Here is a 22,681-nt window from a genome sequence, read left to right as displayed (position 1 = left end):
TAGTAGTTGATTTTAAAAGCACTTGTGTATGCAGGTGCTTTTTTACTTTAGATACAATCTAAACTATAAAATCCACCACAATTTTTTGTTCTTTTTTTAGAGAATTGAGTAATTAAATACGCAGTTGTAATTAGGTTTCTCAATTCACATAAATCCATAGAAAGTTCAGAATAATCATACAAACGCTTATTGTCTTCGTATAAAACACGTAATCGTTTTTCTGCACGATTTAAACGTTCATTAGAACGTACAATACCAACATAGTTGGTCATAATGGTTTTAACCTCATTTCTAGCGTGAGAAATTAATACATTTTCCATATTTTTTTTCAGACCACTATCATTCCAAACAGGAATATTTTCAGGTAATTTTACCTTGTTAAACTTCTTAGAAACATTTTTAAAGGCATTATGTGCATACACCAAACCTTCTAACAAAGAGTTAGAAGCTAACCTGTTTCCACCATGTAAACCAGTTCTAGTAATTTCTCCACAAGCATATAGTTTTTTTATAGAGGTTTTTGCTTTTTTGTTCACATTTACGCCCCCACAAATGTAATGAGCAGCTGGTACCACAGGAATATAATCTTTAGATACATCAATATTTAAAGACAAACACTTTTTGGTGATGTTTGGAAAATGCGCCGCAAATTTTTCCATATCTAAGTGTGTACAATCTAAATACAGGTGAGGTTTACCGCTTTTTTTAAGTTCGTTATCTATTGCTCTTGCAACAATATCTCTAGATGCTAATTCTTCACGTTCATCATAATTATGCATAAAGAAATTACCATTAAAATCTCTTAATTTTGCACCAAAACCTCTTACTGCTTCAGAAATTAAAAAGGCAGGATATTCTCCTGGGTTATATAGAGCTGTTGGGTGAAATTGAATAAATTCCATTTCAGAAATTTCAGCTTTAGCCCTATAAGCCATGGCAACTCCATCTCCAGTTGCTATTGTAGGGTTTGTGGTGGTTTCATAAACTTGGCCATTACCGCCAGCAGCTAAAATGGTAAATTTACTGATGATGGTTTTTACGCTATCTTTTTTTATGTCTAACACATAGGCTCCAAAACAAGAAACTTTAGAGTTTCTTTTGGTTTTTTTCTGTTTAACTTGATGTTCTGTTATCAAGTCAATGGCATAATGATATGTTAAAAAATCAATATTTGGTTGTGCATTTATTTGTGCTAATAGAGTGCGTTCAATTTCTGCTCCAGTAATATCTGCATGATGTAAAATTCGGTTTTGAGAATGTCCACCTTCACGACCTAAGTCATAATCTCCTTGTTCATTTTCATCAAATTGAGCCCCCCAATCAATTAATTCTTGTAATCTTTTTGGTGCATCTTCAACCACCATTTTTACTACTTCTTCATCACATAAACCATCACCTGCAATTAAAGTGTCTTTAATATGCTGTTCAAAAGTATCTACAGTTTTGTTATATACAGAGGCAATACCACCTTGCGCATATTTGGTGTTAGATTCGCTTTGTTCATCTTTAGTGATGACGGTAATTTTAGCTGCTTCAAATTTTTTTGCTGTTTTTAAAGCAAAGGTTAATCCTGCAATTCCAGAACCAATCACTAAAAAGTCGGTAGTAAGTATTTTTTGTTCAGAAGGCATATTGTTATTTAGAGATTTCTAACATTCTTTGAATGGGTACAATAGCTTTTTGGCACAATTCAGCAGCTACTTCAATGTTAGGTAACTCGTGTTTTAAACACAAGTATAATTTTTTCATCGTATTCATTTTCATATACGCACATTCACTGCAAGCACAAGTATTATCTTCTTTTGCAGGGGCAGGAATAATGGTTTTATCTGGATTTTCTTGCATCATTTGATACAATATACCAGCTTCTGTGGCTACAATAAATTTATTTTTATCGCTATTTCTAACATGATTTAAAAGTCCAGAAGTAGAGCCAATATATTTGGCAACTTTTAACATATGCGCTTCAGATTCTGGATGTGCAATTAATTCTGCATCTGGATGTTCTTTGTACAAATCAATCAATTTTTCCATAGAAAAAGCTTCGTGAACCATGCATGCTCCATCCCAAAGTAGCATTTCTCTTCCAGTTTCTTTGTTTAAATAATCACCTAAATTTCTGTCTGGAGCAAAAATAATAGGTTGCTCTTTAGGAATCGCATCAATTATTTTTCTAGCATTAGATGAGGTACACACATAATCGCTTAAAGCCTTAATTTCTGCAGAACAGTTGATGTAGGTTACAACAACATGGTTTGGGTGCTTTGCTTTAAAAGCAGAAAACTCTTCTGGTGGACAAGAATCTGCTAACGAGCAACCTGCTAATAAATCGGGTAACAAAACTTTTTTATCAGGATTTAAAATTTTAGCAGTTTCTGCCATAAAATGCACACCAGCAAAAACAATTATATCTGCATCTGTTTTAGCAGCTTGCTGTGCTAATGCTAGACTATCTCCAACAAAATCTGCAATTTCTTGAATCTCATCAATTTGATAATAATGAGCTAATAAGACTGCGTTTTTCTCTTTTTTTAATCGAAGAATTTCTTTAACATAGTTAATATTAGGAGTTTCGATATCTAAAAAACCTTTTTCGTTAAGTTTTTCTTTAGCAGCGCTTAAAGTTTCCATAAAAATTGTTTAATTTTAACTAATATACAAATATAAACTCTATTTTATTGGTAAGAAAATGATTAGAGTTATTCTATTAAATTATAACTATTATGCAAGAAATGTTGAATTTATCCCAAAATTTTTGGACAAATAAATACGAAACAAACAAAATTGGTTGGGATTTAGGAGAAGTATCTCCACCTTTAAAAAATTATTTTGATCAATTACAGAACAAAGAACTAAAAATATTGATTCCTGGAGGTGGAAATTCTTATGAGGCTGAGTATCTTTTTAATAAAGGATTTCATAATGTTTATGTAGTAGATATTGCTAAACAACCTTTAAACAATATAAAATTAAGAGTCCCAGATTTTCCAGATTCTCAGTTAATTCATGCTAATTTTTTTGATGTTGACAATCAATTTGATTTGATTATCGAACAGACCTTTTTCTGTGCAATAAACCCCAAATTGAGAGCAGCTTATGCAGCTAAGGCTTTTGAGTTATTAAATACGAATGGAAAAGTCGTAGGTTTATTATTTAATGAACCCTTAAATACAGATAAACCTCCATTTGGTGGATGTAAGGAAGAGTATATTAACCACTTTAAACCTTATTTTAATATTACTATAATCGAAGAATCATACAATTCTATACAACCAAGAGTAGGAAGAGAATTATTCTTTAGGCTAGATAAATGTTAAAAATACTCATAAATTTTTTATATTTTAATAAAAAAAGAGTGTTTAATGTATTAAAAAATTAAAATTTATCGTCTTTTGTAACAAAAGTTACATAAAAATTCTTAAAAGCCTATTATTTTTAGTCATCTAGATTACTAACTAATAACTAAAAAGAATAAAAATGAAATCTCACTATCAAATTTTAGTAATTGGAGGAGGAACAGGAGGAATTATGACTGCTGCCAATTTACTTTCTAAAAACAAATCACTAGAAATAGGTATTATAGAACCTGCAGAATGGCATTACTACCAGCCTGCTTGGACTTTAGTGGGTGCAGGAACGTATGATTATGAAAAATCAAGACGCTCTATGTCTTCTGTAATGCCAAGTGGAGCAGACTGGATAAAAGATTATGCTACCGTATTTAAACCAGAAGACAACACTGTAGAAACTAAAGAAAACGGTGCAATTACCTATGATTTCTTAATTGTATCTCCAGGATTAGTAATGGATACTTCTTTAATAGAAGGTTTAACAGAATCTTTAGGAAAAGGCGTGGTATGTAGTAATTATACAGATCCAAAACACACTTGGGAAGTATTAAAGAGTTTTAAAGGCGGAAATGCTGTATTTACACAACCAACAACACCAATTAAATGTGGTGGAGCACCTCAAAAAATAGCTTATTTAGCAGCAGATTATATTAAGAAAAATGGACTTAAAAATAAATCAAATGTGGTGTTTGCAACACCAGGTTCTGTAATTTTTGGTGTTAAAGAAATAAGAGAAAGTTTAATGCAAGTTATAAGTAAATATGGTATTCATTTTAAACCATTTTATGCGCCAATTAAAATTGATGGCGCAAATCAAATAGTTACTTTTAAAGTTGTTGGAACAGGAGAAAACACATGTATTATTAATCAAGATAATGAGCTAAAGGAAACCATGTCTGGCGAGTCTATTATAGAAATGCCTTTTGATATGCTTCATTTAGCACCACCTCAAACAGCACCCAAATTTGTTAAAGAATCACCATTAGTTAATGATGCAGGTTGGTTAGATGTAGATAAAAATACTTTACAGCATAATAAATTTGCTAACATATTTGGTTTAGGTGATGTTGCAGCATTGCCAACAGCAAAAACCGGAGCTGCAATACGTAAGCAAGTACCTGTAGTTTCAGATAACATATTGCAATTAATAGCACATAGTAAAAAAGGTAATAAATCATATAATGGCTATTCTTCTTGTCCTTTAGTTACAGGATACGGAAAAATGATTTTAGCCGAATTTGATTACGATAATAATTTTATCCCAGATCCAAAACTTAAACAAATGTTAGTTTTTAATAGCGAAAAAGAACATTGGCGTTTATGGATGCTAAAAAAATACGGACTTCCATACTTATACTGGAATAAAATGATGAAAGGAAAAGAAGTATAAGATACTCAAAGTATTAATAGCAGATCATGGCTGTCTAAAAAGTATCATAAATTTCACTACTTTTCAGACAGCTTTTTTTATGTAACAAAAGTTGCACTAAGTAATAACTGCTTTTTAGAAATTTGACAAATTCAAAATTACTTTAGCATTATGAAAATTATTGTTGCCTTTCTATTCTCAATTTCAATAATAAGTTCAAGTTTATCTCAAGATCAGTTTACAGTTCAAATAGAGCCATTAGAAATTACAAATGCCCCAAGTGTTCATTCTTTTTCATGGGGTAAAACTTCTGACGGGAAATGGGTGGTTTTTGGAGGTAGAATTGACGGTTTGCATCAAAGGCAGCCTTTTGCTTCCTTTTTAGAAAATGATAATAATAAAAATGTATTTGTAATAGATCCGGTAGCAAAGCAAACCTGGAGTACTTCAATAAGTGTTTTACCAGCATCATTATTTGAGCAACTACAATCTACAAATCAAGAATTTTTACAAAGAGGTAACACCTTGTATATTATTGGTGGATATGGTTTTAGTGCCACACAAAATGACCATATTACTTACGATAAATTAACAGCAGTAAATATTGATGGCTTAGCTAATGCAGTTATAAATAATACAAGTATTACGTCTTTTTTTAGACAAATTACCGATACAAATCTTGCTGTAACTGGTGGACAATTGGGCTTGTTAAACGATGTGTTTTATTTATGTGGAGGACAATATTTTGAAGGTAGATATAATCCCCAAGGACCAAGTAATGGGCCTGGATTTATTCAAAAATATACAGATGAAATTAGAACCTTTCAAATCAATGATGATGGTACGAACCTAAGTATTGTAAATTATTCGGCACAACAAGATACTAATAATTTACATAGAAGAGACTACAATATGGCTTATCAAATTTTTCCAGATGGTACAGAAGGTTTTACCATGTTTAGTGGCGTTTTTCAGCATACAGCTAATTTGCCTTGGTTAAATACAGTAGATGTTACAGCCTCTGGTTACACTGTTAATAATACTTTTAACCAATATTTAAGTCAATATCACAGTGCAAAAATTCCTGTTTTTGATGAAGAAAATAATACAATGCACACCTTATTCTTTGGAGGTTTGAGTCAATATAAATTAGATGCCAATAATAATCTAATACAAGATGATAATGTACCATTTGTAAAAACCATAAGTAAAGTATCTAGGTTTAATGATGGCACTATGGAAGAAAGTAGTTTAGGAATAGAAATGCCAACTTTTTTAGGTTCTGGAGCAGAGTTTATTCCATTACATAATGAAACTAATTATGTGTCTGATGAAATTGTAGATTTGAATAATTTACAAGAAGGCAAAACATTAGTTGGTTATATTTTTGGAGGAATAGAAAGTACACAAGAAAATATTTTTTTTATTAATGACGGTTCGCAAAGTTCTGCAAGTAATTTAGCTTTTAAAGTATTTATCGATAAAAAATCAACATTAAATACAAGTGAGATTGCACTTAAATTAAACAATATTTATAATGTAAAAGTATATCCAAACCCATCATTAGGCCTTTTTTCTATGGAGGTTTTTATACCAAATACAGAAAAAAGTAGTATCGAAGTCTTTGATATGATAGGGAAAAAAATAAAGACCATCACTTTAAAAAATACAATTGGAATAAAAAAAGTTTCTTTAGATCTAACTAAAGAAGCTTCTGGTGAATATATATTGGTTTTTAAAAATAACAATAAAACGATTAGGCAAAAATTACTTAAACAATAACTTTAATAAGATTGTTCGTTGTTTTATAGCAAGATAAGTTTAATAAAAAAAAGAGGGCTTTTTGTAGCCCCCTTTTTTATGAATAGTTTAAAAATTATACTGAAAAAAAGCAGTAAAATTTCTTCCAGGTTCAATAATAGCAACCCTACCAAAATTAGCTTGATTGGTAAAACTAAAGTTTAAATGGTTGTTATAGGTTTTGTCAAAAACATTAATAGCCGCAAAACCTAAATTTACATTTTTAAAAGGTTTAAATCCAAAACGAATATCAACAGTTTGGTAACTATCTGTGCTTGTTTCTCCAAAGCTTGGGGCAATCTCATTTTGAGAACTGGTACTATTATACTGCACATTTGCCCAGTATTTTTCTTTATTTGTTCCTAAAATTAATCTTGCATTAAATGGCGGAGTTAATGGTAAAGATTCATCTAAATCTTTATTTTTTGCATATACATAAGCCATTTCAGATTTAAAATAATAATCAGTTGAAATTGCAGTTTCAAAAGAAGCTTCAAAACCTGTTCTATAAGCGTTGTTTAAATTTTGAAACACTTTAGGGTTTACAGGTTGTGCAGTTGGCATAAACTTTCTGGTTTTAGTTGGATCTACAATCCCTACAATAAAGTTTTGAAAATCAGAATAATACACAGAAGCAGCATATTTAATGCTGTTTTTGCTGTTTTTTGCTTTAAAACCAACTTCAAATTGATTGTTTACTTCTGCTTTTAAATCTGGATTTCCAATATATTCATAAGGATCTTGATTGATGGTAAAGTGATTGATGTAGCGTTCAATCATATTTGCAGAACGAACTCCTCTACCAAAAGCAGCTTCTAAAGTAAAGTTTTTAGAAACCATTTTTTTTAATGAAACTGTACCACTAATATTATTTTCTGTTCTTTTTTCTAGGTTATAAAGTGCTGCAAAATCTGCTTCTGGGTCTTTAATATCAGAAATTATTCTATCATATCTTACCCCAGCAGTTAACAAGGTGTTTTTTGTAAATAACCATTTTGCTTCTGTAAATAAGCCAAAATCATTTACGTAAGAATCTTGCCAAACTTTATCGTTAAATTCTCTAGGTGTTGGTAACATGTTTCCATTCATTACTTTTATCAAACGTGTTCTTTCACCATCTCTAGCAATAAGCATTGCATCTACACCAGTAAAAATATCTATATTTTTAGAAGGTTGCCAATTCAATTCTATTTTTCCTCCCATTGTTGTAGCTTCTACAGCAGAAGAAGCTTCCATCATCATAAAAGATGGTCTGTTGGTATTCGTCATTAAATGATCTACATAGCTATAATATGCTTTGGCAGAAATACTATTTAATTTTCCTGATAAATTCGTTTTTTTATAGTCTAAAGAAGCAATGTTACTATTGTCATACTCTGTATCCATAGGTAAACCTGCGTGTAAAACATCACGTCCAAAAGATTGTCTCCAATGAAATTGTAAACGCTCAAAATCGGTAAAATTATAACCTATTTTTACACCATAATCTGTGCTTAAAAAAGAAGACGGAATTTCTGTACCATCCCCATCTTTATAACTTCCAAAATCTCTGTAACCAAAATTACCTACCACATCATATTTGTCTTTCACATACTGTAATTGCAGCATGTTTACGGTAGCATTTCCGTTGGTTTCAAAACCCGAAGAAAACCTACCATGAAAGCCATTTTCTAAATAATTAGTTTGTTTAGAAACCATATTTACAATACCGCCAAAAGTAGCTCCATAACGCACTGTATAAGGTCCTTTTATAATTTCTATTTTAGAAATTTCTTCAGGAATAATATGCGTTGTAATAGGATCCATTCTGTTTGGGCAAGCGTGCATTGCTTTGGTTCCTCCATCATATTGTATGTTTAATTGTTCATACTGGCTTCCTCTAAAAGAGGGATCTATCGCATAATTTCCTCTCTTGATTACAGAAAAACCATTGATGTTATTAAATAAATCTGCCACGTTTTTAGGCTGCACAACGTTTTTAGCATATTTGTTAGAAATAATAGTATGTATAGGGTCTTTTTGTAATTTTCCAGTTACGATTACTTCATCTAGTTTTACTCTTTTTATGGTGTCTTTTTTAGTCTCTTTTTTGTCTTGAGAAAAAGAGATCGTAGAAATAAGTGCGCATAAAAGCACACTACAAATTGTTTTCATTTTTAAATTTTTAGTTTTTTTATAAAATTGTATACTCTTAATTATTAAATAAGAGATTTTTTAAATAGTAAAAAACTAAACTCGTGGTGGATGGAAACTGGAATGGCTAGCTAAGTATTTATAATAATTTTGATAACTAAAATCTGTTTTTTTGGTAGTTGGTTTTATTTTAAAATCTATTGCTAAAGTTGTATTTTGCTGCAATAAAATATCTTTAAAATCAATAATTTGAAGAGGAGCTTTCTCTGAACTTTTACTACTTTCTGTAACTTTTTTTAAATTACATTTACCGTTACATTGTAATTGGGGTTGGTCTTTGTTTTCACACAACTCTTCAATAAAACCAATAGGATCTATAGTATAATAAATATAGGTAAAAGAAACCCTTAACATATTATATAATACAAGACTGCTTAAAAAAAAAGCATAGAATAGGGTTTTATATTTAGAAAGAAAAACCAACACAAATATCTTATTATATTAAGGTTATAACAGAACAAATATAAGCTTCAAAAATAACATATACATGTAACTTAGGTTACTTATACATACTCTTTTTCGCAATACCTTTATACAAAGAATTTTAAATATTAGAAATTATGAAAACAACAATTAAAACAACAATCTACTTTTTTGTGATGGTATCTTTTGTGATGGTTGCAAACGGGTGTTCAGAAGATTCAGATGCTGCTTTTGAGATAGATTTAAGTCAAGATGATACAGTAGGTTTACAAGACACTATAACCATTTCTCAAAAAGATGCTGATGCATTATTGTTTATGTTAGAGGAAGAAAAATTGGCGAGAGATACTTATGAGTATTTAGACACAACTTGGGGTTTAAATCAGTTTGCAAACATTAAAAAAAGCGAACAAACGCATATGGATGCTATTGAAAATTTATTAAAACAGTCTAATACCTCTTATACAATATTAGAATATGGTGTTTTTAGTAACTCAGATTTGCAAGCATTTTACGATACATTTAAAGTAGATGGTGCAAAAAGTGTTGTAGATGCTTTAAAAATTGGTGCAACCATAGAAGATTTAGATATTAAAGATTTAGAAGACTATGTTTTAGAAACTAATAATGCACAAATTATAAATGTATATCAAAGTTTACAGTGTGGTTCTAGAAATCATTTAAGAAGTTTTATGAAAGGTTTAGATAAAAATGGAGGCACATATACACCTCAATTTATAACTCTAGATGAATTTAATAGCATAGTAAATAGTAGTAACGAGCAATGTAATTAACTTTTAGTTTTAAGTTTGGTAAAAAGCACTCAAGCCTTTATGGTTTTAGTGCTTTTTGTTTGGTAACTAATGTTACTAAAAAAACATTTTATTCAATTTAGTTTTGCAGTATTAAAATTAAATACATGAAAAAAATAGTAAAAAGCATACTTATAATTGTGTTATTGTTTTCTAAACAATTAGCTGCACAAGAAATAATTTCGATTGGTAAGTCTGAGGTTTTATCTAAAATTTTTGATAAAAACTTATCATTAAAAATTTCTAAAGAATCGTTTCATGCTGCCAAAGCAGATTATAAACAAACCAATGCTGTTTTTTTACCAAATATTACAGCAAGTCATACAGGTATTTCTACTACAAATCCTTTAATGGCATTTGGTTCTAAGTTAAATCAAGGAATTTTAACTCAGAACGATTTTAATCCTACCTTATTAAACAATCCAGTGCAAACTCAGAATTTTGCAACCGTCATAAAAGTAGAACAACCTCTAATTAATTTAGATGGTTTTTATCAAAGAAAAGCTGCCAAATCTAAAATGGATGCCATGTCTTTACAGTCGCAAAGAACAGAAGATTATTTGTATTTTGAAGTAGAAAAAGCCTACATGCAATTGCAATTGGCTTATAAAGGAGAACAAGTTCTAGAGAAAGCTTTACAGACCGCAAATGAAAATAAAAAATTAGCAGCAAACAGCTTTCAACAAGGCTATTTACAACGTGCAGATGTGTTAAATGTAGAAGTACGTGTTACAGAAATTAAAAATCAGTTGCAAACAGCAAAAAGCAACGTGCAAAATGCGTCTAATTATTTGTCTTTTTTAATGAATGATGAGCGCTATGTAGTTTACAAACCTTCAGATAGTTTAATGGTTTCTAATTTTTCTATGGATAACAAAACCATTTCAGAAAACAGATCAGATATCAAAGCAATGCAACTTTCTACCAAAGCTTATGAGGCAATAAATAAAGCCGATAAAATGTCTTTTTTACCACGTTTAAATGCTTTTGGAAGTTATGAAATGTATGACAATACCGTTTTTCAAGGAAATGCAAGTGGATACTTAATAGGAGCGCAGTTAAGCTGGGATATTTTTAAAGGCTCTAAACGTTTTGGAAAAGCACAAAAAAGTAAAGCAGAATTCGAAAAATCGAAGTTAGCTTATAATCAATACGTATCTCAAAGTAATTTAGAATTCAATAAAGTACAGCGTCAACTAATAGATGCTAAAAATAAATTAGAACTAACAGCATTAGCAGTGCAACAATCTAAAGAATCTTTAAGAATTCGTAAGAACAGATTTAAAGAAGGTTTAGAAAAAACTTCTGATTTATTACAAGTAGAAACCCAGTATTTACAAAAGCAATTAGAGTATTACCAAACTGTATTTGAATATAATTATACCCAAAAATATTTAGAATTTTTAACAAAAGAATAACCACTTAATAGCGCTTAAGAAGACAGCACAATGTCAAGTTTAGTGCATTCGATTACTAACTAAAAAACAAATTATAAAATGAAAAAATATATTTATATCATCACACTAATTTCTACAATATTATTGATAACAAGTTGTGCTAGCGAAGACAAAAAAGTAGCTCAAGATACTACGCCAACAATCCATGTAAAAGTTGCTAAAGTTCAGTTAAATACTAACAATCCTTTTTTATCTGTAAGTGGAAAAATACAAGCTACAAATAGTGCAGATTTAAGTACAAGAATGATGGGTTATGTAAAAAAAGTGTATGTAAATGTAGGCGATAAAGTTAAAAAAGGTCAATTATTAGTGGCTATTAACAATGCAGATTTACAAGCTAAAAAAGCACAAATAGATGCAGGTATAACACAAGCCAAAACTGCTTTTACAAATGCTGAAAAAAATTACAAACGTTTTACAAATTTGTTTGCTAGCAATAGCATTACTCAAAAAGAAATGGATGATATGACGGCTAATTACCATATGGCAAAAGCAGGTTTAGAGTCTGCCAAACAAATGAAAAACGAAATCAATGCTCAGTTTACATATTCTAATATTACAGCTCCTTTTAGTGGGGTAATTACCAGTAAAAATGTAGAAAATGGAGATATGGCAAATCCAGGAATGCCTTTAATTAGTATAGAAACTCCAAAAAAGTTTGAAGTAATGGCAATGGTACCAGAAACAGAAATTTCTAACATTAAAAAAGAAATTACCGTAAATGTGTTGGTAAAATCTATTGACAAAACTGTTAAAGGAAAAGTTACTGAAATTAGTACTTCTGCTAAAAATACAGGTGGGCAGTATTTGGTAAAAGTAGATCTAGAAAACACAGATGCTAACATTTTATCAGGAATGTTTACAACAGTTCAGTTTCCTATTTCGCAGAATGTACAGTCAGCAATGGTTTTAATCCCTACTGCTGCTATTGTTAAAAACGGTCAATTATCGGGTGTTTATACCACAAGCCAAAGAAATACCGCTTTGTTACGTTGGTTACGTTTAGGTAGAACTTATGGAGATAAAGTAGAGGTATTATCTGGTTTATCAGCATCAGAATCTTATATCGTTTCTGCTGATGGAAAATTATTTAACGGAGCAAAAATTTCAATTCAATAACTAAATAGTCGCGTTAAGGATAGTAGTGGAAATCCTTTTTTTGCTGCCATAAATGGCAAAAAAAGATTGAAACAGATAGCCTGTTAAAACGCCCAAAAAAATAAATAATATGAAAGAAGGTTTAGCAGGAAAAATTGCAAAAGTCTTTATCGGTTCTAAATTAACGGTATTGCTAATGATTGTGTTTATGGTCATTGGTGTGTATAGCTCATTTTTAATTCCGCGTGAAGAAGAACCACAAATAGACGTGCCAATGGCAGATATTTTTGTGGGTTATCCAGGGGCAAGTCCTACAGAAGTAGAATCTAGAGTGGTAAAACCTTTAGAGAAATTAATCTCAAATATTAAAGGTGTAGAGTATGTGTATTCGACCTCGATGAACGAAAAAGCCATGGTAATTGTGCAGTTTTATGTAGGCGAAGATATTGAGCGTTCGTTTGTAAAATTGTACAATGAAATTAACAAACACATGGATCAAATGCCACAAGGAGTTACGTTTCCTTTGGTAAAAACACGTGCTATTGATGATGTGCCAATGTTAGGCTTAACCTTGTGGAGTGAAAATTATAACGATTTTCAGCTTGGGCAAATGGCACAAGAATTAGAAAGTGAAATAAAAAAGGTAAATGATGTTTCGATTACCCATAAAATTGGAGGAAGAAACAGACAATTACGCGTTGTTTTAGATAAAGATAAATTAGCCGCAAGCGGATTAGATTTCTTATCAGTTTCTAAAATGATCAAAGCCAATAATACACAATTAAGTGCTGGAAGTTTTGATAAAAATGATACCGAGTTTTTAGTAAAAACAGGAAAGTTTTTAGCCTCAAAAAAAGATGTAGAGAATTTAGTGGTGGGTGTAAAACAAAATCAGCCAATTTATTTAAAACAAATAGCCAATATTATTGACGGACCAGAAATTCCACAAAATTACGTGTCTTTAGGGTTTGGAAAAGCAAGTGAGAAATCTACAGCTTACCAATCTGAATATCCTGCAGTAACAATTTCTGTAGCGAAAAGAAAAGGGGCAGATGCCATGAAAATTGCTGAGGTAATTATAGATAAAGTAGATCATTTAAGAACTACTTTAATTCCTGATGATGTTCATGTAGAAGTAACAAGAAATTATGGTGAAACTGCATCTCATAAAGTATCAGAATTATTGTTACACCTTATTGGTTCTATCTTTGCTGTAACTTTAGTAGTAATGCTAGCTATGGGCTGGAGAGGTGGTTTGGTGGTATTTTTATCTGTACCCATTACGTTTGCATTAACCTTGTTAAGCTATTATATGCTAGATTATACCTTAAACAGAATTACACTTTTTGCACTGGTTTTTGTTACGGGTATTGTGGTTGATGATTCTATTATTATTGCCGAAAATATGCACAGGCATTTTAAAATGAAACGCTTGCCATTTAAACAAGCGGCCTTATATGCTATTAACGAAGTGGGTAACCCAACCATTTTAGCAACCTTTACCGTAATTGCTTCTGTGTTACCAATGGCTTTTGTATCTGGTTTAATGGGGCCATATATGGCACCAATGCCAATTGGAGCCTCTATTGCAATGATTTTATCATTATTTGTAGCCTTAACCATTACACCTTATTTAGGGTATATTTTCTTAAGAGAAAAAGATAAAAAAGGCGCAGAAAAGAAAGCTGAAAAGCCTTTAGAAGAAACTTTAATTTATAGAATTTACAGTAAGTTAGAAAGACCATTATTAGAAAGTAAAACCAAAAGATGGTTGTTTTTAGGAGGAACATTTTTTGTGTTAATAGCAACAATGGGCTTGTTTTTAACCAATTCTGTAGCAGTAAAAATGTTGCCTTTTGATAACAAAAATGAGTTTCAGGTGGTTATTGATATGCCAGAAGGAACAACATTAGAAAGAACAGCAGTAGTTACCCAAGAAATTGCTCAGTATTTATCTACCAGACCAGAAGTGGTAAATTACCAAAACTATATTGGTACTTCTGCACCCATTACATTTAATGGCCTGGTACGTCATTACGATTTACGTGGTGGCTCTAATATGGCAGATATTCAAGTGAATTTGGTAGATAAAGGAGAACGCTCTATTCAAAGTCATGGAATTGCAAAATTATTACGACCAGAAATTCAGAAAATTGCATTAAAATACAATGCCAATGTAAAGTTGGTAGAGGTTCCACCTGGGCCACCGGTTTTATCAACCATTGTTGCAGAGGTTTATGGCCCCGATTATAATGAGCAAATTAGAATAGCAAACGAGGTTCAAAACATTCTAAAAAATACAGATGACGTGGTTGATATTGATTGGATGGTTGAAGCCAATCAAAAAGAATTTCAATTTGAAATTCATAGAGAAAAAGCCATGTTGTATGGTGTAGCACCACAGCAAATTGCCTATACAATGAATATGGCTTTGTCTAATAGACCAATAACCAATTTATATGATGAAGATGCTGTAAATCAGGTTGGTTTGGTGTTGAGTATAGATGAAAAAGAAAAATCTACCATTTCTGATATTTCTCAATTAAAAGTAAAATCGAAACAAGGAAACATGATTCCTATTGCAGATTTGGTTGAAATTAAAGAAACCAATTCTGCAAAAAGTATCTACAGAAAAAACCAGAAAAGAGTGGTGTATGTGTTGGCAGATATGGCTGGCGAATTAGAAAGTCCTGCCTATGCTATTCTTGGCATGGAAAAGAAGTTAAACGAAATAGAACTTCCAGAAGGTTATCAATTAAATGAAATGTATTTAGGTCAGCCAGATTTTGAAGATGATTTTACAGTAAAATGGGATGGAGAATGGCAAATTACCCTAGAAGTTTTTAGAGATTTAGGAATCGCCTTTTTAGGAGCATTAATTTTAATTTACATTTTAATTGTAGGCTGGTTTCAAAACTTCAAAGCACCTATTGTAATGATGGTTGCTGTGCCTTTATCATTAATTGGAATTATTTTAGGACACTGGATGATGGGAGCCTTTTTTACAGCAACTTCCTTTATTGGAATGATTGCTTTGGCAGGAATTATGGTAAGAAACTCTGTTTTACTGATTGATTTTATCAACCTAAGATTGGCAGAAGGAATTCCGTTAAAACAAGCAGCCATAGAAGCTGGAGCAGTTAGAACAACACCTATTTTATTAACAGCAGGTACTGTGGTAATTGGTGCTTTTGTAATCTTATTTGATCCAATTTTTCAAGGATTGGCAATCTCTTTAATGGGAGGAACTATTGTATCTACAGTGTTAACTTTATTGGTAGTGCCATTGGTGTATTATATGATTGAAAAAAAGAATTATAAATAAATAATCAGATGAAATTAGTATTCGTAACAGCAGTAGAAGAATTTCAAACAGCTATTTTAAAAATCTTTAAAAAAGCAGCTATAGAAAATTTGAGTACCACAGAAATTAGTGGATTTAAAAATATTCCTTTAGAAATTTCTTCCAATTGGTTTTCAGCAGGAAAAAATGGCAATGGATCTACTTTGTTTTTCTCTTTTACAGATGATGAACATATAGATATGTTATTCAATTTAATAGAAGATTTCAATAAAAATTTAGAAACTAAAAATCCTATAAAAGGAGTGGTTTTGCCTGTAGAAAGATTTATATAATTATTAAAAAAATAAGAAAATGTTAAATACGTATTTTAGAGTAATAGTAGGGTTTATGGTTTTATTAATGGTAAGTTTATCTTACTATGTAAGTATAAATTGGTTGTGGTTTGGTGTCTTTATTGGTATAAATATGATACAATCTGCCTTTACAAAATGGTGTTTGTTAGAAACGATATTATTAAAATTAGGTATCAAAAAATAAAAATTTCCCCTAATTAAAAAAAGAGGTTCTCTTCATTTTTAGAAGAAACCTCTTTTTAGTTTATACCAATTCTAATCGCTTAAAAACTTCACATAATTAACTTTTTTAGGGTGAAAAAGATTTCAAATTTTAGGTTATTAGTAGAATCTAAGAATACGTTGTAGAAAAAAGAATTCTACTTATTGTTAAAAAAAGAGAAGTTTATTACTTAAATGCATTTAATCCAGTAATATCTAAACCCGTAATTAATAAATGAATATCATGGGTGCCTTCGTAGGTAATTACACTTTCTAAATTCATCATATGTCGCATGATGGAGTATTCCCCAGTAATTCCCATTCCACCTAACATTTGTCTTGCTTCTCTTGCAATTTTAATAGCCATTTCTACGTTGTTTCGTTTCGCCATAGATATTTGAGCAGAAGTTGCTTTGTAATCATTTTTTAAAGTACCTAACCTCCATGCCAATAATTGTGCTTTGGTAATTTCGGTAATCATTTCTGCTAATTTTTTTTGTTGCAATTGAAACTGACCAATAGGTTTGCCAAATTGTTTTCGTTCTTTTACGTAACGCAAAGCTGTATCATAACAATCCATAGCAGCACCAATGGCACCCCAAGCAATGCCATATCTTGCAGAGTCTAAACAACCTAAAGGCGCACCCAAACCAGATTTATTAGGGAGTAAGTTTTCTTTAGGTACTTTTACATTATCAAAAATTAACTCACCAGTTGCAGAAGCACGCAAAGACCATTTGTTGTGGGTTTCTGGAGTAGAAAAACCTTCCATACCACGTTCTACAATTAAACCGTGAATTCTACCTTCTTCATTTTTAGCCCACACGACAGCAACTTGTGCAAAAGGTGCATTAGAAATCCACATTTTTGCACCATTTAATAGATAATGGTCACCTTTATCTTTAAAGTTGGTTTCCATTCCACCAGGATTAGACCCATGATTGGGTTCAGTTAAACCAAAACAACCCATCCACTCACCAGAAGCCAACTTTGGTAAATATTTTTTACGCTGTGCTTCTGTACCATAGTTAAAAATAGGATACATTACTAAAGAAGATTGTACAGAAGCTGTAGATCGCACACCAGAATCTCCACGTTCTATTTCTTGCATTAGTAATCCGTAAGAAATTTGATCTAAACCAGCACCACCATATTCCTCAGGAATGTAAGAACCAAATGCGCCAATTTCTGCCAAACCATTAATAATCTGTGTTGGAAATTCTGCTTTTTGAGCATACTCTTCGATAATTGGAGAAACATCACGTTTTACCCAATCTCTTGCAGCTGTTCTAATCAACTTGTGTTCTTCAGTTAGTAAATCATCAATATTATAATAGTCTGGTGCTTTAAATAAGTCTGGTTTCATATAAAAATGTGTAATTTTAAACAAATTTAACTATAATTGTTGTATTATAAACAAATATATATTAAAATTAAAAACTAATAACTAATTAAAAATACGGATCTTTTTTAAAGTTAGTACCCAGTAATTGTTTAAAAGTTGCTATTTTCTATTAAGTTTGTAATAATGAAATACACTTTAGGAAAACAAGAACGTTTAAAGCGTAGAAAGCTGATAGAAAAATTATATAGTGAAGGAAAATCTGTTAAGAGTTTTCCTTTAAGAATGATGTATTTACAAACACAACATACATCAGATTTTCCATGTCAGGTAGGGGTTTCTGTTCCCAAAAGAAATTTTAAGTTGGCAGTTAGTAGAAATCGTATAAAGCGTCTTTTAAGAGAAAGTTACCGTTTGCAAAAAGAAATTGTTTATAATAATTTAGAAGAACCTTATGTATTTATGATTTCGTATATTGGAAAAGAAGAACCAGTTTATGAAGAGGTATTTTTAAAAATGCAAAAATTATTAAACTTGTTTGTAGAAAAAACAAAAGAAATAAAAAATGAAGAAATTACTAGTTAACAAAAAAGTAGTTATTCTACTTTTAGTAGGTACTTTACTTTTAACATATTCCTTTCAATCTAAATTTTTTGAAGTTGCCAAACAAATAGAAATTTACAATACGCTGTTTAAGGAGTTAAACATGTATTATGTAGACGAAATTAATCCTGCAGAGTTAACCAATAAAGCTATTAAAAATACTTTAAAAGATTTAGACCCATACACCAATTTTTACAACGAGCAAGATGTAGAAACTGCAAGAATAAGAAGAGCAGGAGAATATGGTGGTATTGGTGTATCTGTATATTATTCAAAAAAAGGAATTGAGTTACAAGAAATTTACAAAGGTTTTTCTGCTGACAAAGCAGGCTTAAAAGCAGGTGATATTATTATTTCTGTGGATAATCAATCTATAAAAAATATGGAAAGAGACCAATTATCTATGTTTTTAAAAGGAACACCAAACAGTAAATTTTCGGTTGAAGTAGATAGACAAGGTACTATTTTAACAAAGGAAATTACTAGGGATAAAGTAATTGTAAATCCTGTACCTTTTGCAGAAATGATTGATGAAGAAACGGGTTACATTACCTTAACAAGATTTAATGAAAAAGCATCTTCTGAAGTAAAAAAAGCCTATAAAAAATTAAAAAAACTAGGTATGAAAAAATTGGTTTTCGACCTTCGCTCTAACCCTGGAGGTTCTTTGTTAGAATCTATAAGAATTTCTAATTTTTTTTTACCAAAAGGCAAAACCATTGTTACAACAAAAGCTAAAATTAAAAAGTGGAGTAACACTTATAAAACACAAAACGAACCTTTAGATTTACAAATCCCTATAGTTGTTTTAATTAACGAACGTTCTGCATCTGCATCTGAAATTGTAAGTGGTTCTTTACAAGATTATGATAGAGCTGTACTTTTAGGTAAACGCTCTTTTGGTAAAGGTTTGGTGCAACGTTACAGAGACTTAATGTATGGGACTCAACTAAAACTAACCATTTCTAAATACTACACTCCAAGTGGTAGATGTATTCAAGAATTAGATTATACAAATAGAGATGATCAAGGTCATATTCCTAAATTTTCAGACAGAGGTGTAAATGCCTTTAAAACTCAAAATGGAAGAACCGTTTACGATGGTGGAGGGGTTAAGCCAGATATTGAAATGAACACAACTAACAGAAATAAAACTACAGAATCGTTGTTGCAATCTAGAGCCGTTTTTAACTATGCAACTCATTACTATTACAACAATAAAGATTTTAAAGATTTTGAAAATTTTGAATTTAAAAATAGCGATTTTAAAGATTTTACCAAATATTTAAAAACAGATACCACTTTTGTAACCGAGCAAGAAGCCTTGTTTAAAAAAGCTTATTTAGCCTCTCAGAATAGTAATATTTCATCAGAATATAATGCTATAAAAGAACAATTATATAAAGATAAAATCGATAAAATTTCTAAAAATAAAGATATTATTTCTGAGATTTTAAAAATTAAAATTTTAGAAAGATATCTCTATAAAGAAGGTGTTTATAAATACAATTTAACTAAGGATAAAGTTATCGCAAATGCGGTTAGTTTATTAAAAGATAATAAACAGTATTACAAAATTTTATCAGGTAAATAATTTTAAATTTGTCTAGCAAAATAAACAATGTCAGAAATTAAAAAATTAGCAAGAACAAGAGCACAAGAATCTACCAATGCTATAGAAAAATTATATATTTCTATGCGTCATTTATTTAGTAGAGGTTTTTACAAACCTATGGGTGTTTCTGGCGAAACACTAAGAAAATCTTTATTACTTTTAAGACCCGAAATTTATGGTTCTATTGCAGAAGATAGAATAGAATTAAATGGCTTAACGTATGTAATAGAAAGACTTCCTAAAGGCATAGAAGAATGTCAATACATAAATTTAACCGCAGATGAAGGCTATAAAAATTCTCACTTTGAAGCCATTATACCTCCTAAAAGAAGAAGAAATTGCTATAGAATAGATAAAGATCAAATGAATATTGAGATTACCAGAGGAAGATCTGAAATCTATGATATTTTAACCCACTTAACGTTTCTTTTTATAGAATCTCATAAAATTCAGGAAAGAGTAACCTTAAATGAGGGTGAAGATTTTACAAGAGAGTGGAAACATTTAGAGGATATTGTACTACATCAAAAACAAATTTCAGAAAAAGAAAGAGAAGTAACTCTTGTACATTTAGGTAATATTTTAGGAAGGTCTTTTGATGAAGTTTTAACCATTTATAAAACATTTGCCACTAAAGAAAATCCAGATCGTTTTTTTCAATTGATATTTTGGTTGGGTAAATTAGCCATCAACGAAGTATTAGAAAACAAAAAAAGAACAGTAATTTTTAGTACTATTTTGGTACAAGAAATTGGGCATCATATTTATGGAGAAATCTGGGCAAATAATATTAAAAAGGTTCTAAAAAATAATCATTTATTAGAAAGACCTATTCATATTATAAGTGCAAACATGCACAGTGTATTAAATTCTGTATATGCAAAAAGTGCATTACCAAAAGAAGCAAAAAACTTAAAAGGGTTTGAAATTTATCAATTACTAAGCAACGAAAATAGCAAACCAATACAAAAAAAAGTAAAAGATTTTGCCTCTAAAAATGGACTGATTTATATTAAAGATACATCAGGTACTAATATAAACGTACAAATAATAGATACAGCTAAAATAAATTTTGATATTTTAACGTTCTCTAAAAAAGCAAATGCTAAAGAAAATCCAGTAATTATAGTAATGGATTATGCTTTTGGCGAACAAGCTTACGAAACTATGGATGAGTTATTAAAACCATATACTTGTGATAAAAACACAAAAACACATTTAGATGTAAAGTCAATTTCTATTATGGGTAAAGCCGGTATTTTAGAGGGTGGTAAAGGAGATATTATGATTCCATCTGCTCATATTTTTGAAGGTACAGCAGACAATTATCCGTTTAAAAACCAATTAAAAAAAGAAGATTTAGAAGGTTTTGGTGTAAAATCTTTTGATGGTTCTATGATTTCAGTGTTAGGAACATCACTTCAAAATAAAGATTTATTAAAGTTTTTTCACGATTCTACTTGGAATGTCATTGGTTTAGAAATGGAAGGTGCACATTACCAAAAAGCCATACAATCTGCATCAAGAATTAGAGGTAATATTTCTGAAAACGTACAAGTGCGTTATGCCTATTACGCATCCGATAACCCTTTAGAAACAGGGGCTACGTTAGCTTCTGGAGGCTTAGGTATGACAGGAGTTACACCAACTTATGCCATAACTCAAAAAATATTAGAACAAATTTTTTAACAGTAAACATAGATATTATAATCAAACAACCATATGTCAACAAGTCATAATAACAACGAAGAAGAAGTAGATTTAGGATCTTTATTTAAAATTATTGGTAAAGGTTTTCAAAACCTTTTTAATTTTATTGGAAATATTTTTAAAGGTATTTTTCATTTTTTTATTTCCATTTTAATTTTCTTAAAAGATAATATTGTAAAAATAGGGATTGCAGCTTTTATAGGTTTTGCTATTGGTGTGTTTATCCAAGTAAAATCTGCAGATAAATATGAATCTCAAATGTTGGTACAACCCAACTTTAAAAGTGCCAATCAGTTGTATAATAATATTAGTTATTATAACGATTTGGTAAAACAAAAAGATACAGCTAATATTCAAAAAACATTTAAGATAGATAAAGAAACAGCAGCTTCTTTAAAAAAGTTTACAATAGAACCTATCATAAATGAGAATGATATCATTAACTCCTACAACGATTTTATTTTAGATGTAGATACAACTACTGTAAAAAGTTACAATTTTGAAGATTTTAAAGCTTCATTTTCGCTTTTGGACTACAAAATTCATAAAATAAATGTGGTGTCAGAAAAAAGTGATGTTTTTAATAAGTTAGATGAGGTTATTTTATCATCAGTAATAAAAAACAAATATTTTAATAGAGTAAAAGAGTTAACCAACGAAAACTTAAATAGAACAGATTCTTTATTGCGTACTAATTTAGCTCAAATAGACTCTTTAAGAGTTGTGTATACGAAGGTTATGTTAGAAGAGGCAAAAAAACAAAATAGTGGAACTAGCATAGATTTAGGGGGGAAAATGAGAACAACCAAAGAACTAGAGTTGTTTGAAACTAATAGAAAAATAAACGCAGAGTTAGAAGATATTGTAAAAGATAAATCCGAAAAATATGAGGTAATTAATGTAATTTCTAACTTTCAACCTATCGGTTCAGAAATAAAGGGAGTAACTAGAAATATTGCTTTTCAGTTGTCGGTTTTAGGCGCATTAGCAATGATTTTTATTCTATTACTAATAAAGATAAATTCTTATTTAAATAATTATAAGAAGTAAG

At 30.3% G+C, this 22,681-nt stretch carries 18 protein-coding genes; 13 read left to right on the top strand and 5 right to left on the bottom strand.

Features of this window, described 5'->3' with window-relative positions; translation table 11 throughout:
- Positions 1-47 precede the first annotated feature (47 nt).
- Positions 48-1,631 carry an L-aspartate oxidase gene (gene nadB / locus Q0662_RS00730; protein ID WP_298946060.1) on the bottom strand — a complete coding sequence of 528 codons (1,584 nt, stop codon included), beginning with the start codon at positions 1,629-1,631 and terminating at the stop codon, positions 48-50.
- Positions 1,632-1,635: 4 nt separating this feature from the next.
- Complete coding sequence (nadA, locus tag Q0662_RS00725) at positions 1,636-2,631, bottom strand: quinolinate synthase NadA (RefSeq protein ID WP_298946058.1); 996 nt, start codon at positions 2,629-2,631, stop codon at positions 1,636-1,638.
- Positions 2,632-2,723: 92 nt separating this feature from the next.
- Here nadA and Q0662_RS00720 point away from each other — a divergent pair, with 92 nt between their 5' ends.
- The 3 genes from Q0662_RS00720 (at position 2,724) to Q0662_RS00710 (ending at position 6,501) form a co-directional block, all read left to right on the top strand.
- A complete protein-coding gene (locus Q0662_RS00720; RefSeq protein ID WP_298946056.1) occupies positions 2,724-3,317 on the top strand; it encodes a methyltransferase domain-containing protein in 594 nt (197 codons plus the stop codon).
- A gap of 160 nt (positions 3,318-3,477) precedes the next feature.
- A complete protein-coding gene (locus Q0662_RS00715) occupies positions 3,478-4,740 on the top strand; it encodes an FAD/NAD(P)-binding oxidoreductase (protein ID WP_298946054.1) in 1,263 nt (420 codons plus the stop codon).
- A 150-nt stretch (positions 4,741-4,890) separates the two neighbouring features.
- Positions 4,891-6,501, top strand: coding sequence for a T9SS type A sorting domain-containing protein (locus Q0662_RS00710; protein ID WP_298946052.1), 1,611 nt, complete (start codon positions 4,891-4,893; stop codon positions 6,499-6,501).
- 87 nt (positions 6,502-6,588) lie between these two features.
- Here the strand turns inward: Q0662_RS00710 and Q0662_RS00705 are convergent, their stop codons facing one another.
- Complete coding sequence (locus Q0662_RS00705; RefSeq protein WP_298946050.1) at positions 6,589-8,673, bottom strand: TonB-dependent receptor; 2,085 nt, start codon at positions 8,671-8,673, stop codon at positions 6,589-6,591.
- Positions 8,674-8,748: 75 nt separating this feature from the next.
- A complete protein-coding gene (locus Q0662_RS00700) occupies positions 8,749-9,066 on the bottom strand; it encodes a hypothetical protein (protein ID WP_298946048.1) in 318 nt (105 codons plus the stop codon).
- Positions 9,067-9,272: 206 nt separating this feature from the next.
- Between Q0662_RS00700 and Q0662_RS00695 the strand changes: the two genes are divergently transcribed.
- The 6 genes from Q0662_RS00695 (at position 9,273) to Q0662_RS00670 (ending at position 16,343) form a co-directional block, all read left to right on the top strand.
- Complete coding sequence (locus Q0662_RS00695) at positions 9,273-9,929, top strand: DUF2202 domain-containing protein (RefSeq protein WP_298946046.1); 657 nt, start codon at positions 9,273-9,275, stop codon at positions 9,927-9,929.
- Between the two features lie 125 nt (positions 9,930-10,054).
- Positions 10,055-11,365 carry a TolC family protein gene (locus tag Q0662_RS00690; protein WP_298946044.1) on the top strand — a complete coding sequence of 437 codons (1,311 nt, stop codon included), beginning with the start codon at positions 10,055-10,057 and terminating at the stop codon, positions 11,363-11,365.
- Positions 11,366-11,443: 78 nt separating this feature from the next.
- On the top strand, positions 11,444-12,523 hold the full coding sequence (locus tag Q0662_RS00685; protein WP_298946042.1) for an efflux RND transporter periplasmic adaptor subunit: 1,080 nt from the start codon (positions 11,444-11,446) through the stop codon (positions 12,521-12,523).
- 109 nt (positions 12,524-12,632) lie between these two features.
- Positions 12,633-15,827 (top strand): efflux RND transporter permease subunit, encoded by a 3,195-nt coding sequence (locus Q0662_RS00680; protein ID WP_298946039.1) that lies wholly within the window; start codon positions 12,633-12,635, stop codon positions 15,825-15,827.
- An 8-nt stretch (positions 15,828-15,835) separates the two neighbouring features.
- A complete protein-coding gene (locus tag Q0662_RS00675; RefSeq protein ID WP_298946037.1) occupies positions 15,836-16,138 on the top strand; it encodes a hypothetical protein in 303 nt (100 codons plus the stop codon).
- A 19-nt stretch (positions 16,139-16,157) separates the two neighbouring features.
- Positions 16,158-16,343, top strand: a complete 186-nt coding sequence (locus tag Q0662_RS00670) for a DUF2892 domain-containing protein (protein WP_298946034.1) — start codon at positions 16,158-16,160, stop codon at positions 16,341-16,343.
- A gap of 204 nt (positions 16,344-16,547) precedes the next feature.
- Here Q0662_RS00670 and Q0662_RS00665 read toward each other — a convergent pair whose 3' ends face one another.
- Positions 16,548-17,726, bottom strand: coding sequence for an acyl-CoA dehydrogenase family protein (locus Q0662_RS00665; RefSeq protein ID WP_298946032.1), 1,179 nt, complete (start codon positions 17,724-17,726; stop codon positions 16,548-16,550).
- 162 nt (positions 17,727-17,888) lie between these two features.
- On the opposite strand from Q0662_RS00665, the gene rnpA reads away from it, so the two are divergent.
- Genes rnpA through Q0662_RS00645 form a run of 4 tightly spaced genes read left to right on the top strand, consistent with a single transcriptional unit; the run spans position 17,889 to position 22,680 of the window.
- Positions 17,889-18,287 carry a ribonuclease P protein component gene (gene rnpA, locus Q0662_RS00660; RefSeq protein ID WP_298946030.1) on the top strand — a complete coding sequence of 133 codons (399 nt, stop codon included), beginning with the start codon at positions 17,889-17,891 and terminating at the stop codon, positions 18,285-18,287.
- Complete coding sequence (locus tag Q0662_RS00655; protein ID WP_298946028.1) at positions 18,268-19,899, top strand: S41 family peptidase; 1,632 nt, start codon at positions 18,268-18,270, stop codon at positions 19,897-19,899. Before rnpA ends, Q0662_RS00655 begins: the two co-directional genes overlap by 20 nt.
- A 27-nt stretch (positions 19,900-19,926) precedes the next feature.
- Entirely contained in the window at positions 19,927-21,609 is a 1,683-nt protein-coding gene (locus tag Q0662_RS00650) for a hypothetical protein (RefSeq protein WP_298946024.1), read from the top strand.
- A gap of 33 nt (positions 21,610-21,642) precedes the next feature.
- Entirely contained in the window at positions 21,643-22,680 is a 1,038-nt protein-coding gene (locus Q0662_RS00645) for a hypothetical protein (protein WP_298946021.1), read from the top strand.
- Position 22,681: the final 1 nt, after the last annotated feature.

This window comes from uncultured Polaribacter sp., assembly GCF_947503855.1.
GTDB lineage: Bacteria > Bacteroidota > Bacteroidia > Flavobacteriales > Flavobacteriaceae > Polaribacter.
Note: the sequence above shows the minus strand (reverse complement) of the source record. Positions and strands in the feature narration are given on the sequence as shown.

Bases quoted from the DNA above. Each gene is read 5' to 3' on its own strand.
- Q0662_RS00690 (WP_298946044.1), top strand. From the start codon at position 10,055: ATGAAAAAAATAGTAAAAAGCATACTTATAATTGTGTTATTGTTTTCT.
- nadA (WP_298946058.1), bottom strand. From the start codon at position 2,631: ATGGAAACTTTAAGCGCTGCTAAAGAAAAACTTAACGAAAAAGGTTTT.
- Q0662_RS00665 (WP_298946032.1), bottom strand. From the start codon at position 17,726: ATGAAACCAGACTTATTTAAAGCACCAGACTATTATAATATTGATGAT.
- Q0662_RS00675 (WP_298946037.1), top strand. From the start codon at position 15,836: ATGAAATTAGTATTCGTAACAGCAGTAGAAGAATTTCAAACAGCTATT.
- Q0662_RS00655 (WP_298946028.1), top strand. From the start codon at position 18,268: ATGAAGAAATTACTAGTTAACAAAAAAGTAGTTATTCTACTTTTAGTA.
- Q0662_RS00710 (WP_298946052.1), top strand. From the start codon at position 4,891: ATGAAAATTATTGTTGCCTTTCTATTCTCAATTTCAATAATAAGTTCA.
- Q0662_RS00705 (WP_298946050.1), bottom strand. From the start codon at position 8,673: ATGAAAACAATTTGTAGTGTGCTTTTATGCGCACTTATTTCTACGATC.
- Q0662_RS00695 (WP_298946046.1), top strand. From the start codon at position 9,273: ATGAAAACAACAATTAAAACAACAATCTACTTTTTTGTGATGGTATCT.
- Q0662_RS00650 (WP_298946024.1), top strand. From the start codon at position 19,927: ATGTCAGAAATTAAAAAATTAGCAAGAACAAGAGCACAAGAATCTACC.
- Q0662_RS00700 (WP_298946048.1), bottom strand. From the start codon at position 9,066: ATGTTAAGGGTTTCTTTTACCTATATTTATTATACTATAGATCCTATT.
- Q0662_RS00645 (WP_298946021.1), top strand. From the start codon at position 21,643: ATGTCAACAAGTCATAATAACAACGAAGAAGAAGTAGATTTAGGATCT.
- Q0662_RS00680 (WP_298946039.1), top strand. From the start codon at position 12,633: ATGAAAGAAGGTTTAGCAGGAAAAATTGCAAAAGTCTTTATCGGTTCT.
- rnpA (WP_298946030.1), top strand. From the start codon at position 17,889: ATGAAATACACTTTAGGAAAACAAGAACGTTTAAAGCGTAGAAAGCTG.
- Q0662_RS00715 (WP_298946054.1), top strand. From the start codon at position 3,478: ATGAAATCTCACTATCAAATTTTAGTAATTGGAGGAGGAACAGGAGGA.
- Q0662_RS00685 (WP_298946042.1), top strand. From the start codon at position 11,444: ATGAAAAAATATATTTATATCATCACACTAATTTCTACAATATTATTG.
- nadB (WP_298946060.1), bottom strand. From the start codon at position 1,631: ATGCCTTCTGAACAAAAAATACTTACTACCGACTTTTTAGTGATTGGT.
- Q0662_RS00670 (WP_298946034.1), top strand. From the start codon at position 16,158: ATGTTAAATACGTATTTTAGAGTAATAGTAGGGTTTATGGTTTTATTA.
- Q0662_RS00720 (WP_298946056.1), top strand. From the start codon at position 2,724: ATGCAAGAAATGTTGAATTTATCCCAAAATTTTTGGACAAATAAATAC.